Raw genomic sequence first — 13,249 nt, forward strand, 5'->3', positions numbered from 1 at the left:
TCACGACCCGTTTATTTTTTTGAGGTGGCCCGTGGCCCGTTCCAAGACTAGCCTTAACTGGCTTAAAGAGCATTTCAACGACCCATACGTCAAAATGGCGCAAAAAGATGGGTATCGTTCGCGTGCCAGCTACAAACTGCTGGAGATTCAAGAGCGGGATCGTTTGATTCGTCCCGGCATGACCGTTATTGACCTCGGGGCTGCCCCGGGTGGCTGGTCACAGGTGACCAGTCGTCTGATCGGCGGCCAGGGGCGTCTCATCGCTTCCGATATTCTGGATATGGACAGCATCCCGGATGTGACCTTCATCAAGGGTGACTTTACCGAGGATGCGGTGCTGGCGCAGATCCTTGAAGCCGTCGGAAATACGCAAGTAGACCTTGTGATTTCAGATATGGCCCCCAATATGAGTGGGTTGGCAGCTGTAGACATGCCTCGGGCGATGTTTCTCTGCGAACTGGCACTGGATCTGGCCGGACGAGTCTTACGTCCAGGTGGTGATTTTCTGATTAAGGTTTTCCAGGGCGAAGGCTTCGATCAGTACCACAAAGACATTCGCAAGCTGTTCGATAAAGTGCAGATGCGTAAGCCGTTGTCTTCGCGAGACAGGTCCCGCGAGCAGTATTTGCTGGGGCGTGGCTTCCGTGGCATCGAAGGTTCTGCCAGTGATGAGCGTCTCTGACCAGGGCGATAGTTTTTTTTGTATCGCTTTACAGATCTGGCATAACGAATATTGTGTAGTCAAAGTTTCACAAAGGGTTACAGACGGAGCCTGCAAGAGCTGTAGGCAATGTAGTAAGTTATGCCGGTGAATATCATGCGAAGCACGCTTCAGTAGCGGGGCTTGCTTCAGAGGGTAGCTAATTGAACGATATGGCAAAGAATCTGATCCTGTGGTTGATCATCGCCGCTGTCCTGGTGACAGTGATGAACAACTTCTCCAGTCCAAACGAGCCACAAACCCTCAACTATTCCGACTTCATCCAGCAAGTTAAGGATGGCAAGGTCGAGCGCGTTGCCGTGGATGGCTACGTGATTACCGGCAAACGCAGCGATGGCGACACCTTCAAGACCATTCGTCCGGCCATTCAGGACAACGGTTTGATCGGTGATCTGGTTGATAACCATGTGACCGTTGAAGGCAAATTGCCTGAACAGCAAAGCATCTGGACTCAACTGCTGGTTGCGAGCTTCCCGATTCTGGTGATTATCGCGGTCTTCATGTTCTTCATGCGTCAAATGCAGGGCGGAGCCGGCGGTAAAGGCGGTCCGATGAGCTTTGGCAAGAGCAAGGCGCGTCTGTTGTCCGAAGATCAGGTCAAGACGACACTGGCTGATGTGGCCGGGTGCGATGAGGCCAAGGAAGAAGTAGGTGAGCTGGTTGAGTTTTTGCGTGATCCGGGCAAGTTCCAGCGTCTGGGCGGCCGGATTCCTCGCGGTGTGCTGATGGTAGGCCCTCCAGGTACGGGTAAAACCCTGATCGCCAAGGCGATTGCCGGCGAAGCCAAGGTGCCGTTCTTCACGATCTCCGGTTCCGACTTTGTTGAAATGTTTGTGGGTGTCGGTGCGAGCCGTGTCCGCGACATGTTCGAGCAGGCCAAGAAACACGCGCCTTGCATCATCTTCATCGATGAAATCGATGCTGTTGGTCGTCACCGTGGTGCCGGTATGGGCGGCGGTCATGATGAGCGTGAGCAAACGCTCAACCAGTTGCTGGTTGAGATGGACGGCTTTGAAATGAACGATGGCATCATCGTGATTGCTGCCACCAACCGTCCGGATGTACTCGACCCGGCGCTGCTGCGTCCAGGCCGTTTTGACCGTCAGGTTGTAGTTGGCTTGCCGGACATTCGTGGTCGCGAGCAGATCCTCAAGGTGCACATGCGCAAAGTGCCGATGGGTGACGACGTTCAGCCCGCTGTGATTGCTCGTGGTACTCCAGGCTTTTCGGGTGCGGATCTGGCTAACCTGGTCAACGAAGCTTCCTTGTTCGCCGCGCGCACCGGTAAGCGTGTTGTTGAAATGAAGGAATTCGAGCTGGCCAAAGACAAGATCATGATGGGCGCCGAGCGCAAATCGATGGTCATGTCGGATAAAGAGAAGCGCAACACGGCTTACCATGAGGCGGGTCACGCCATTGTGGGGCGTGTGGTGCCGGAGCATGACCCGGTGTACAAGGTCTCTATCATTCCTCGCGGTCGAGCGTTGGGTGTGACCATGTTCCTGCCGGAAGAAGACCGTTACAGTCTGTCCAAGCGTGCACTGATCAGTCAGATCTGTTCGCTTTATGGGGGGCGTATTGCCGAAGAGATGACGCTGGGCTTTGATGGCGTTACCACTGGCGCGTCCAATGACATCATGCGTGCAAGTCAAATTGCGCGGAACATGGTCACCAAGTGGGGGTTGTCCGAGAAGCTTGGCCCGCTTATGTATGCCGAAGATGACGAGTCGTATCTGGGGCGTGGCGGCGGCGGTCAGGGTGCAAGCGTTTCTGGCGAGACAGCCAAGCTGATCGACTCTGAAGTACGCAGCATCATTGATCAGTGCTACGGCACGGCCAAGCAGATCCTGACCGACAACCGTGACAAGCTTGAGGCCATGGCTGACGCGTTGATGAAATACGAAACGATTGATGCTGATCAGATCGATGACATCATGTCCGGTCGTCCACCTCGCGAGCCTCGTGACTGGGAAGACGGCGGTTCGGGTAAACCGACAGCGCCAACGCTGGATAAGCCCGAACGTCCGGAAGCTCCTATCGGCGGCCCTGCTGCTGATCACTAAGGCTTGAAATGACCTCTGTTCAGTCCTCTACCCGGTTGCCTTGCGGCAACCGGGTTCTTGATTTGGCCCATACGCATGTTATGGGTATTCTCAATGTAACCCCTGATTCCTTCTCTGATGGCGGACGTTTTGCTCCGCTGGATGCGGCTTTGCGGCATGCCGAGTCGATGGTTCTGGCCGGTGCGACCCTGGTTGATGTTGGCGGCGAGTCAACGCGTCCGGGGGCTCCCGTGGTTTCGCCGCAGGAGGAACTCGATCGGGTTGCTCCTGTTGTTGAGCGCATCAGCCGTGAACTGGATGTCATTATTTCGGTCGATACCTCCGCGCCAATCGTCATGACTGAGGTTGCGCGCCTGGGTGCCGGGCTTATTAATGATGTGCGCTCGCTGCGCCGTGAAGGTGCTTTGCAAGCGGCTGCAGCTACGGGCTTGCCGGTGTGCCTGATGCATATGCTCGGTGAGCCGGGCGATATGCAGGACAATCCGCATTACGAAGACCTGGTGGGTGAGGTGTCGACGTTCCTCGCGGATCACATGGCTCGCTGTGTGGCTGCGGGAATTGCCCCAGAGCGTATAGTGCTTGACCCTGGATTTGGCTTTGCCAAGACATTGCAGCACAACCTCAGCCTGTTCAAGCACATGGATGCCCTGTTTTTATTGGGGCGGCCATTGCTGGTGGGAGTGTCACGTAAAAGTATGATCGGTCAGACCTTGGGTCGGCCTGTGAATGAGCGGCTGTTCGGCAGCCTGGCTCTTGCAGCGCTGGCCATGACCAAAGGCGCGCGAATCCTGCGCGTGCATGATGTGGCTGAAACAGTTGATGTGGTACGGATGATCGCAGCGGTAGAGTCCGCCGACTAAGTAAGAATGATGGAGCGCTTATGACAAAGAAATATTTTGGCACCGACGGTATTCGTGGCCGGGTCGGCGTTTATCCGATTACCCCTGACTTTATGCTCAAGTTGGGTTGGGCAGCGGGTATGGCGTTTCGCAGCAAGGGTGCCTGCCGGATTCTGGTAGGCAAGGACACCCGTATTTCGGGTTATATGTTTGAGTCAGCCCTGGAGGCCGGTTTGTCGGCGGCAGGCGCAGATGTGATGTTGCTGGGGCCAATGCCCACCCCGGCTATTGCCTACCTCACGCGCACCTTTCATGCGGAAGCAGGCATCGTAATCAGTGCTTCGCACAATCCCCATGACGATAACGGTATCAAGTTCTTTTCGGGAGACGGTACCAAGCTGCCCGATGACGTTGAGCTGATGATCGAGGAGTTGCTCGACGCGCCCATGACGGTTGTCGACTCTGACAAGCTCGGCAAGGTGTCGCGTATCAATGACGCTTCGGGCCGCTACATCGAGTTCTGTAAAAGCAGCGTGCCAAGCAGCACCAAGTTCAGCGGTCTCAAAATTGTTGTCGACTGCGCGCATGGTGCTACCTACAAGGTGGCTCCGAGCGTATTCAAAGAGTTGGGCGCACAGGTCACTGTGTTGTCGGCACAGCCCAATGGCTTGAACATCAATGACAATTGCGGCTCGACCCATATGGGTCAACTGCAGGCTGCTGTCCTGGCTGAGCAGGCTGATCTGGGCATCGCTTTCGATGGTGATGGCGATCGCGTGCTCATGGTCGACCACACAGGCGCCATTGTTGATGGTGACGACCTGCTGTTCATTATTGCGCGCGATATGCATGAGCGTGGCAAGTTGCAGGGTGGTGTCGTCGGTACGCTGATGAGTAATCTCGGACTTGAGCTGGCGCTGGCCGACCTTGGTATTCCGTTTGTGCGGGCCAATGTTGGCGATCGTTATGTCATTGCCGAGTTGCAAGAGCGCGACTGGCAGGTAGGTGGTGAGAACTCCGGGCATATCGTCTGCTTCCAGCACACCACGACCGGCGATGCGATTATCGCTGCACTGCAAGTGCTGCTGTCGCTGCGCCGTCGTGATGAAAGCCTCGCTCAGGCGCGTCAGGCATTGGGCAAGTGCCCACAGGTCCTGTTGAATGTTCGCTTTGCAGGCGGGGTGAATCCCGTTGAGCATCCTGTGGTCAAAGAGGCGTGCGCACGAGTGACTGAGGCGATGCAGGGCCGTGGTCGCGTACTGTTGCGCAAGTCGGGTACCGAACCTTTGGTGCGCGTCATGGTGGAAGGCGACGACGAAAACATGGTTCGTGGCTATGCAGAAGAGCTGGCGAAGCTAGTAAGTGAAGTTTGCGCCTGAATTCGGCTTGCAAGCGCGGATTTGGTTGGGTAACATCTGCGCCCACTTTGACCGACGAGGTAAAGCATGCGTCGCACTATGGTAGCTGGTAACTGGAAGATGCACGGTACCTGCGCCAGCGTCGTTGAGCTGATCGACGGTCTGCGTACGCTGACCTTGCCAGGCAATGTCGATGTCGCAGTATTTCCACCTGAGCTGTTTATTGATCGTGTGATCAATGGCTTGCAAGGTGCACTGATTTCGGTCGGTGCTCAGAATGCTGCGATCGAGTCCAAGCAGGGCGCACTGACTGGCGAGATTTCATCGAGTCAGTTGGTGGATGCGGGTTGCAAGTTTGTGTTGGTAGGTCACTCCGAGCGCCGCCTGATTCTGGGTGAGTCGGATGAGACACTTAACCGCAAGTTTGCAGCTGTCCAGGCTTCTGGCTTGACGCCAGTGCTGTGTATAGGGGAAACCCTGGAGCAGCGTGAAGCAGGGCAAACGCTTGAGGTTGTAGAGCGTCAGCTGAATGTCGTCATTGATGAGTTCGGTATTGAGGCTTTTGCAAATGCAGTGATTGCATATGAGCCGGTCTGGGCCATTGGTACCGGGCTGACTGCATCACCGCAGCAAGCGCAAGATGTGCATGCGGCCATTCGCACACAGCTGGCGAAAAAGAATTCTGAAGTGGCGCAAGGTGTGCGGCTTCTATACGGCGGCAGCGTGAAGGCGGCCAATGCGGTCGAACTGTTCAGCATGCCGGATATCGATGGGGGACTCATTGGCGGGGCTTCCCTGAATGCAGATGAGTTCGGTGCGATTATTCGTGCCGCAGGAAACTGAAAATGCTGGATAACGTCGTAACTGTTTTTCATCTGCTGACAGCATTGGGTGTAATTGCCCTGGTTTTGCTGCAACAGGGTAAAGGGGCGGATGCTGGAGCATCTTTTGGTGCAGGCGCATCAAATACTGTGTTCGGAAGCCAAGGTTCCTCTACCTTTCTTAGTAAGTTTACTGCTATACTTGCCGCAGGTTTTTTCATAACCAGCTTGGGGTTAGGTTACTTTGCTAAAGAGAAGGCTGAACAGCTGACTCAAGTAGGTTTGCCAAATCCAGCAGTGTTGGAAGTTCCAAAGCAACAACCGGCTTCAGATGATGTTCCGGTGCTTCAAGAGCAAAAGTCGGCAACTCCTGCGACTGACGTACCTCCAGCTCAAGAGCAAAAGTAAAACGGGTTTCATGATGTAACGTAGTATTGCCGAGGTGGTGGAATTGGTAGACACGCAACCTTGAGGTGGTTGTGCCCATAGGGTGTAGGGGTTCGAGTCCCCTTCTCGGTACCAATTATCAAGAATGCCCGCAGTAGCGGGCTTTCTTGTATGTGGAAGGTTGGATTGACCCTGAAAAGGATCAACCGTATACTTCCGCTCCAGCTTTGTCGCGGGATGGAGCAGTCTGGTAGCTCGTCGGGCTCATAACCCGAAGGTCGTCGGTTCAAATCCGGCTCCCGCAACCAGTTTTAGCGGAGCCCCTTCTTAGGGGCTTTTTGTTAACTGGACACTTTATAACGCCGGTATTCAACGGCGTTTCAGGGATGGGCGCTTCGCCCATTTTTTCATTCTGCATAGCATGCACAAACATGCACTAGGGGGTTCAGGTGTCGAGCAAGCTAGAACAGTTGCAGGCCTTGTTGGCCCCGGTGGTCGTGGCCCTTGGCTATGAATGCTGGGGTATTGAATTTTCGGCTCAAGGCCGCCATTCAATGTTGCGTGTGTATATCGACAAGGAAGGCGGCGTATTGGTGGATGACTGCGCCATCGTCAGCCGCCAAATCAGCGGCGTACTGGATGTCGAAGATCCTATCGCTGTTGAATACACCCTTGAGGTTTCTTCTCCTGGCATGGAACGCCCACTGTTCACGATTGAACAGTATGCGCAATTTGTCGGTGAGCAAGTGAAGATCAAGCTGCGCTCGCCTTTTGAAGGGCGACGCAACTTTCAGGGCCTTCTGCGCGGCGTAGAGGAGCAGGATGTTGTGGTGCAGGTTGAAGACCACGAATTCCTGTTGCCGATCGATATGATCGACAAGGCCAACATTATTCCCAGTTTTGACTGAGACGCGGATCCCGCGGATCCAATGGCTTGCGAAAGGCGAGGCGTACGATGAGCAAAGAAGTACTGCTGGTTGTTGAGTCGGTGTCCAATGAAAAGGGCGTACCGGCAAACGTTATTTTTGAAGCGCTGGAGCTGGCTCTGGCCACCGCTACTAAAAAGCGTTTTGAAGACGAAGTCGAACTGCGTGTGGAAATCAATCGCCACACCGGTAACTATGAGACTTTCCGTCGCTGGACTGTGGTCGAAGACGAAGATCTGGATGATCCAGCAATCGAGTTGGCGGTAGACCAGGCCCAGGCGAAACAGCCAGGCGCGAAGGCCGGCGATATTATCGAAGAAAAAATCGATTCTATCGAATTCGGTCGGATTGCTGCACAAACTGCCAAGCAGGTTATTGTGCAAAAAGTCCGAGAAGCTGAGCGCGCTCAAGTAGTCGATGCTTATCGTGAGCGTCTGGGCGAAATCATTTCTGGCACAGTCAAGAAAGTGACCCGTGACAATGTGATCGTTGACCTGGGTAATAACGCTGAAGCGTTGCTGGCCCGTGAAGACATCATTTCGCGTGAAACTTTCCGTGTTGGCGTACGCCTTCGCGCACTGCTGAAAGAAATTCGCACCGAGAACCGCGGTCCTCAACTGATTCTGTCGCGTACTGCGCCAGAAATGTTGATCGAGCTGTTCCGTATTGAAGTTCCAGAAATCTCCGAAGGCCTGATCGAAGTGATGGCGGCCTCCCGCGATCCTGGATCTCGCGCTAAAATAGCCGTTCGCTCCAAAGACAAACGCATCGATCCGCAAGGTGCCTGCATCGGTATGCGCGGTTCGCGTGTCCAGGCAGTGTCCGGCGAATTGGGCGGTGAGCGAGTGGATATCGTCCTTTGGGATGACAACCCGGCGCAGTTTGTGATCAACGCCATGTCGCCCGCAGAAGTGGCGGCAATTATCGTCGACGAAGATGCCCATGCAATGGACATCGCCGTTGGCGCAGACAATCTGGCCCAGGCGATTGGTCGCGGCGGTCAGAACGTACGTTTGGCCAGCCAGTTGACCGGCTGGACCTTGAACGTGATGACCGAATCGGACATCCAGGCTAAGCAGCAAGCAGAAACCGGCGACATCCTGCGCAACTTCATCGAAGAGCTGGAAGTTGATGAAGACCTGGCGCAGGTGCTGGTAGATGAAGGCTTTACTAGCCTGGAAGAGATTGCCTACGTACCGGTGGAGGAAATGCTCAACATCGATGGCTTTGACGAAGATACCGTCAACGAGCTTCGCGCTCGGGCCAAGGATCGCTTGTTGACTAAAGCCATCGCTACTGAGGAAAAGCTGGCAGACGCCCATCCGGCCGAAGACCTGCTCTCGCTTGAGGGTATGGACAAGGATTTGGCGATGGAACTGGCGGTGCGCGGCGTAATTACCCGCGAAGACCTGGCCGAGCAGTCTATTGACGACCTGCTCGACATCGACGGCATTGACGATGATCGTGCCGGCAAGTTGATCATGGCCGCCCGAGCCCATTGGTTCGAGTAATTAGGCGCGGCCTGAGGAGAGAAATGCATGACGCAAGTCACGGTGAAACAACTGGCCGATGAGGTCAAAACACCGGTTGAGCGCCTGTTGCAGCAGATGCGTGAGGCAGGTCTGCCGCACAACGCCGCCGAGCAGAATGTGACCGACAGTGAGAAGCAAGCTCTGCTGACTCACCTGAAAAGCAGCCACAAGGCTAAAGTGGAAGAACCGCGCAAGATCACTTTGCAGCGTAAAACCACCAGTACCCTGCGTGTAGCTGGCAGCAAAAGCATCAGCGTTGAAGTACGCAAGAAGAAAGTCTTCGTACAACGCAGCCCGGAAGAAATCGAAGCCGAGCGCAAGCGTGAGATGGATGAACGCCGTGCAGTAGAAAATGCCGCACGTCAGAAGGCTGAAGAAGAGTCCAAGCGTCGCGCCGAAGAAGAAGCGCGCCGTCAGCCTGCATCTACTCCGTCCGCAGCGCCAGCCGTTGCTGCACCTGCACCTGTGCAAGCAGCACCGGCTGCAGCCCCTGCACCGGCAGCAGATGCACGCAAGCGTGACGAGCAGCGTCGCCCTGACAAGCCACGTGCTGACGATAGCAATCGTCGCGGCAGTGGTGACGGCGATCGCAAGAACGCACCGCATCGCGCATCGGTTAAAGAAAAAGCACCGACTCCACGTGTTGCTCCACGCACTTCCGACGAAGAAAGCGACAGCTTCCGTCGCGGCGGTCGTGGCAAGGGCAAGCTGAAGAAGCGTAACGCTCACGGTTTCCAGAGCCCAACCGGCCCTGTTGTTCGTGATGTACAGATTGGCGAGACCATCACTGTTGGCGATTTGGCTGCACAGATGTCGGTCAAGGCTGCTGAAGTCATCAAGTTCATGTTCAAGCTGGGTACTCCAGCCACCATCAACCAGGTACTTGATCAGGAAACTGCTCAACTGGTTGCTGAAGAACTGGGCCACAAAGTGACTCTGGTCAGCGACAACGCCCTGGAAGATTCCCTGGCCGAGTCCCTGAAGTTTGAAGGCGAGTCGTTCTCCCGTGCTCCGGTTGTGACCGTAATGGGCCACGTTGACCACGGTAAAACGTCCCTGCTCGACTACATCCGTCGTGCCAAGGTAGCTGCTGGCGAAGCCGGTGGTATTACTCAGCACATCGGTGCGTACCACGTTGAAACCGAACGCGGCATGGTCACTTTCCTCGATACCCCGGGTCACGCTGCGTTTACCGCAATGCGTGCACGTGGTGCCAAGGCGACTGACATCGTGATTCTGGTTGTTGCAGCAGATGACGGCGTAATGCCGCAAACCGTTGAAGCTGTTCAGCATGCCAAGGCTGCTGGCGTTCCACTGGTTGTTGCAGTGAACAAAATCGACAAGCCAGGTGCTGATCTTGATCGCATCCGCAGCGAGTTGTCCGTTCATGGCGTGACATCGGAAGAGTGGGGTGGTGATACTCCATTCGTTTCGGTTTCGGCCAAAATGGGTACCGGCGTTGACGAGTTGCTCGAAGCCGTATTGCTGCAAGCCGAAGTCCTGGAACTCAAGGCCACTCCATCGGCTCCTGGCCGTGGCGTAGTTGTTGAATCCCGTCTGGACAAAGGTCGCGGCCCTGTTGCAACGGTTCTGGTTCAAGACGGTACTCTTCGCCAGGGCGACATGGTTCTGGTCGGTTCCAACTATGGCCGTATCCGCGCCATGCTCGACGAGAACGGCAAGCCTATCAAGGAAGCCGGTCCATCCATCCCGGTCGAGATTCTCGGCCTGGACGGTACGCCAGATGCTGGCGACGAGATGAGCGTGATGACTGACGAGAAGAAGGCGCGTGAAGTTGCCCTGTTCCGTCAAGGCAAGTTCCGCGAAGTGAAACTGGCGCGTGCTCACGCAGGCAAGCTGGAAAACATCTTCGAGAACATGGGCCAGGAAGAGAAGAAGACGCTTAACATCGTCCTCAAATCTGACGTCCGTGGTTCGTTGGAAGCTCTGCAGGGCGCTCTGAGCGGCCTGGGTAACGACGAAGTGCAAGTGCGCGTAGTCGGCGGCGGTGTCGGTGGTATCACCGAGAGCGATGCCAACCTGGCACTGGCCTCCAACGCTGTATTGTTCGGCTTCAACGTGCGTGCCGATGCCGGCGCTCGCAAGATTGTCGAGCAAGAAGGCCTGGACATGCGTTACTACAACGTCATCTACGACATCATCGAAGACGTCAAGAAAGCCCTTACCGGCATGCTTGGCAGTGACGTCCGGGAAAATATCCTGGGTATCGCTGAAGTCCGCGACGTGTTCCGTTCGCCCAAGTTTGGCGCGGTTGCAGGTTGCATGGTGCTGGAAGGTGTTGTTCACCGTAACCGTCCAATCCGCGTACTGCGTGAAGACATCGTTATTTACGAAGGCGAGCTGGAATCCCTGCGTCGCTTCAAAGATGACATGTCCGAAGTGCGTGCCGGCATGGAATGCGGTATCGGCGTCAAGAGCTACAACGACGTTAAAGTCGGTGACAAGATCGAAGTGTTCGAGAAGGTCCAGGTTGCTCGCAGCCTCTAAATCGCGAGCCTCAAGAGCGAGGACGGGCTACGGCATGCAAATGCTTTACGCTCGGCCTGGACTCTAAACGCAACGCCCGGTCCGGCTTCTGTCGGGCCGGGCGTTTGCCGCTTTCAGACCGCATGGGTTTCCCATGGGTGAGTAACAGGTAACAAGACATGGCAAAAGAATATAGCCGTACCCAACGTATTGGCGATCAGATGCAGCGCGAGCTGGCCCAGCTGATCCGTCGTGAAGTCAAAGACCCGCGTGTGGGTCTGGTCACCATTACAGCCGTTGAAGTCAGCCGTGACGTCGGTCATGCGAAGATCTTCATCACCGTGATGGGTCAGGATAATGCTGAAGATATCGCTCAGACCATCAAGGTGCTGAATTCGGCTGCAGGTTTCCTGCGCATGCAACTGGCGCGCGAAATGAAACTGCGCAGTGTTCCTCAGCTGCACTTCCACTACGACGAAAGTGTTGTGCGTGGTGCTCACCTGTCCGCTTTGATCGAGCGTGCAGTGGCTGAAGACAATCAGCATCCTGAAGCCACTGCTCCTGAAGACACCAAGGAGTAACCGGTGGCTCAGGTCAAGCGTATCCGTCGTAACGTCAGCGGTATCATCCTGCTCGACAAGCCTCTTGGATTTACATCCAACGCTGCCTTGCAGAAAGTCCGCTGGCTGCTCAATGCCGAGAAGGCAGGGCACACCGGTAGCCTAGATCCATTGGCGAGTGGCGTACTGCCATTGTGCTTTGGTGAGGCCACCAAGTTTTCGCAATACCTGCTCGATTCCGACAAGGGTTATGAAACCTTGATGCAATTGGGCAAGACCACCACCACAGCGGACGCTGAAGGTGACGTTTTGCAGACGCGCCCAGTGACCGTTGGTCGCGCCGATATCGAAGCTGTTTTACCCAAGTTTCGTGGGCAAATCAGTCAGATACCGCCGATGTACTCGGCGCTCAAGCGTGACGGCCAGCCGCTTTACAAGCTGGCTCGTGCAGGCGAAGTGGTGGAGCGTGAACCACGTTCTGTTACTATTACCCGCCTCGAATTACTGGCCAGCGAAGGCGACACTGCGCGCTTGGCCGTCGACTGCACCAAAGGCACCTATATCCGTACCCTTGTGGAAGATATCGGTGAGGCGCTGGGGTGTGGTGCATATGTTGCAGAGCTGCGTCGTACGCATGCCGGACCTTTCAGCCTGGCCCAAACGGTGACGCTGGAAGAGTTGGAGGCAGTACATGCCGAAGGCGGCAATGAGGCGGTTGATCGCTTCCTGATGCCATCGGACAGCGGTTTGCTGGACTGGCCGTTGCTGCACTTCTCGGAGCACAGCGCGTTCTACTGGCTGAATGGCCAACCGGTACGCGCTCCGGATGCTCCGAAGTTCGGAATGGTGCGGGTACAAGATCACAACGGTCGCTTTATCGGTATCGGTGAAGTGAGCGAAGACGGGCGCATCGCGCCGCGTCGACTGATTCGGTCAGAATGACCGGAACAGGCCGGATCAGGATGTAACTGTCCTGTTCCGTACTGGAACGAGGGTGGCTGTTATTAGGCACGGTCACATCTCACTTTTAAATACGAGGATTTGTCCTCGGCCTATTGGATCTGTCTTGTTCGCAAGCAGCTCCTTAATGAAAGGAAAGCCACATGGCACTGACAATCGAACATAAAGCAGAAATCGTAGCCGACTACCAGCGCGCTCCAGGTGATACAGGTTCTCCAGAAGTGCAGGTTGCACTGCTGACCTTTAACATCAACACGCTGCAAGGTCACTTCAAGGCTAACGGTAAAGATCACCACTCCCGTCGTGGTCTGATCCGTATGGTAAACCAGCGTCGCAAGCTGCTGGACTACCTGAAGGGTAAAGACATCAGCCGTTACGCAACGCTGATCGCTCGCCTGGGTCTGCGTCGCTAATAGCGATGTTGCTAGAGGCTGGTTGGCTGTTGTGCGCTTGCGGGTTTCCCGCAGGCGTACGGCAGGCTTCCAGCCTCAAGTTTTATCTGGACCAGCAGGACCTTTACGAAAGCTCGCCGTACAGGCCGTTTCCGTAAGCATCTTGAGTCGGGTCATGCCCGACAGTGCACACGTATTTCGCA

At 55.5% G+C, this 13,249-nt stretch carries 12 protein-coding genes and 2 tRNA genes; all 14 read left to right on the forward strand.

Annotation, left to right across the window (positions count from 1 at the left end):
* The first annotated feature begins 31 nt into the window (after positions 1-31).
* The 14 genes from rlmE (at position 32) to rpsO (ending at position 13,067) form a co-directional block, all read left to right on the forward strand.
* On the forward strand, positions 32-682 hold the full coding sequence (gene rlmE, locus AWM69_RS18560) for a 23S rRNA (uridine(2552)-2'-O)-methyltransferase RlmE (RefSeq protein ID WP_048383672.1): 651 nt from the start codon (positions 32-34) through the stop codon (positions 680-682).
* A 191-nt stretch (positions 683-873) separates the two neighbouring features.
* Positions 874-2,784, forward strand: a complete 1,911-nt coding sequence (gene ftsH, locus AWM69_RS18565; RefSeq protein ID WP_048383682.1) for an ATP-dependent zinc metalloprotease FtsH — start codon at positions 874-876, stop codon at positions 2,782-2,784.
* Positions 2,785-2,792: 8 nt separating this feature from the next.
* Complete coding sequence (gene folP, locus AWM69_RS18570; RefSeq protein ID WP_131654968.1) at positions 2,793-3,644, forward strand: dihydropteroate synthase; 852 nt, start codon at positions 2,793-2,795, stop codon at positions 3,642-3,644.
* A 20-nt stretch (positions 3,645-3,664) separates the two neighbouring features.
* Entirely contained in the window at positions 3,665-5,002 is a 1,338-nt protein-coding gene (glmM, locus tag AWM69_RS18575) for a phosphoglucosamine mutase (RefSeq protein ID WP_218727908.1), read from the forward strand.
* Between the two features lie 66 nt (positions 5,003-5,068).
* On the forward strand, positions 5,069-5,824 hold the full coding sequence (tpiA, locus tag AWM69_RS18580; protein WP_218727910.1) for a triose-phosphate isomerase: 756 nt from the start codon (positions 5,069-5,071) through the stop codon (positions 5,822-5,824).
* A gap of 2 nt (positions 5,825-5,826) precedes the next feature.
* Positions 5,827-6,210, forward strand: coding sequence for a preprotein translocase subunit SecG (secG, locus tag AWM69_RS18585; protein ID WP_131654971.1), 384 nt, complete (start codon positions 5,827-5,829; stop codon positions 6,208-6,210).
* 28 nt (positions 6,211-6,238) lie between these two features.
* Positions 6,239-6,324, forward strand: a tRNA-Leu gene (locus AWM69_RS18590).
* A gap of 96 nt (positions 6,325-6,420) precedes the next feature.
* Positions 6,421-6,497: transfer RNA gene (locus AWM69_RS18595), tRNA-Met, on the forward strand.
* A gap of 141 nt (positions 6,498-6,638) precedes the next feature.
* Positions 6,639-7,097, forward strand: coding sequence for a ribosome maturation factor RimP (rimP, locus tag AWM69_RS18600; RefSeq protein WP_048383693.1), 459 nt, complete (start codon positions 6,639-6,641; stop codon positions 7,095-7,097).
* A 47-nt stretch (positions 7,098-7,144) separates the two neighbouring features.
* Entirely contained in the window at positions 7,145-8,626 is a 1,482-nt protein-coding gene (nusA, locus tag AWM69_RS18605; RefSeq protein ID WP_048383696.1) for a transcription termination factor NusA, read from the forward strand.
* A 27-nt stretch (positions 8,627-8,653) separates the two neighbouring features.
* Positions 8,654-11,155 carry a translation initiation factor IF-2 gene (gene infB, locus AWM69_RS18610; protein WP_048383698.1) on the forward strand — a complete coding sequence of 834 codons (2,502 nt, stop codon included), beginning with the start codon at positions 8,654-8,656 and terminating at the stop codon, positions 11,153-11,155.
* A 158-nt stretch (positions 11,156-11,313) separates the two neighbouring features.
* Positions 11,314-11,715 (forward strand): 30S ribosome-binding factor RbfA, encoded by a 402-nt coding sequence (gene rbfA / locus AWM69_RS18615; RefSeq protein ID WP_048383699.1) that lies wholly within the window; start codon positions 11,314-11,316, stop codon positions 11,713-11,715.
* Between the two features lie 3 nt (positions 11,716-11,718).
* A complete protein-coding gene (truB, locus tag AWM69_RS18620; RefSeq protein ID WP_048383701.1) occupies positions 11,719-12,636 on the forward strand; it encodes a tRNA pseudouridine(55) synthase TruB in 918 nt (305 codons plus the stop codon).
* Between the two features lie 161 nt (positions 12,637-12,797).
* Positions 12,798-13,067, forward strand: a complete 270-nt coding sequence (gene rpsO / locus AWM69_RS18625; RefSeq protein WP_048383704.1) for a 30S ribosomal protein S15 — start codon at positions 12,798-12,800, stop codon at positions 13,065-13,067.
* Positions 13,068-13,249: the final 182 nt, after the last annotated feature.

Origin of the sequence: Pseudomonas sp. D1HM (assembly GCF_019266105.1) — a bacterium.
Taxonomy (GTDB): Bacteria; Pseudomonadota; Gammaproteobacteria; order Pseudomonadales; family Pseudomonadaceae; genus Aquipseudomonas; species Aquipseudomonas taetrolens.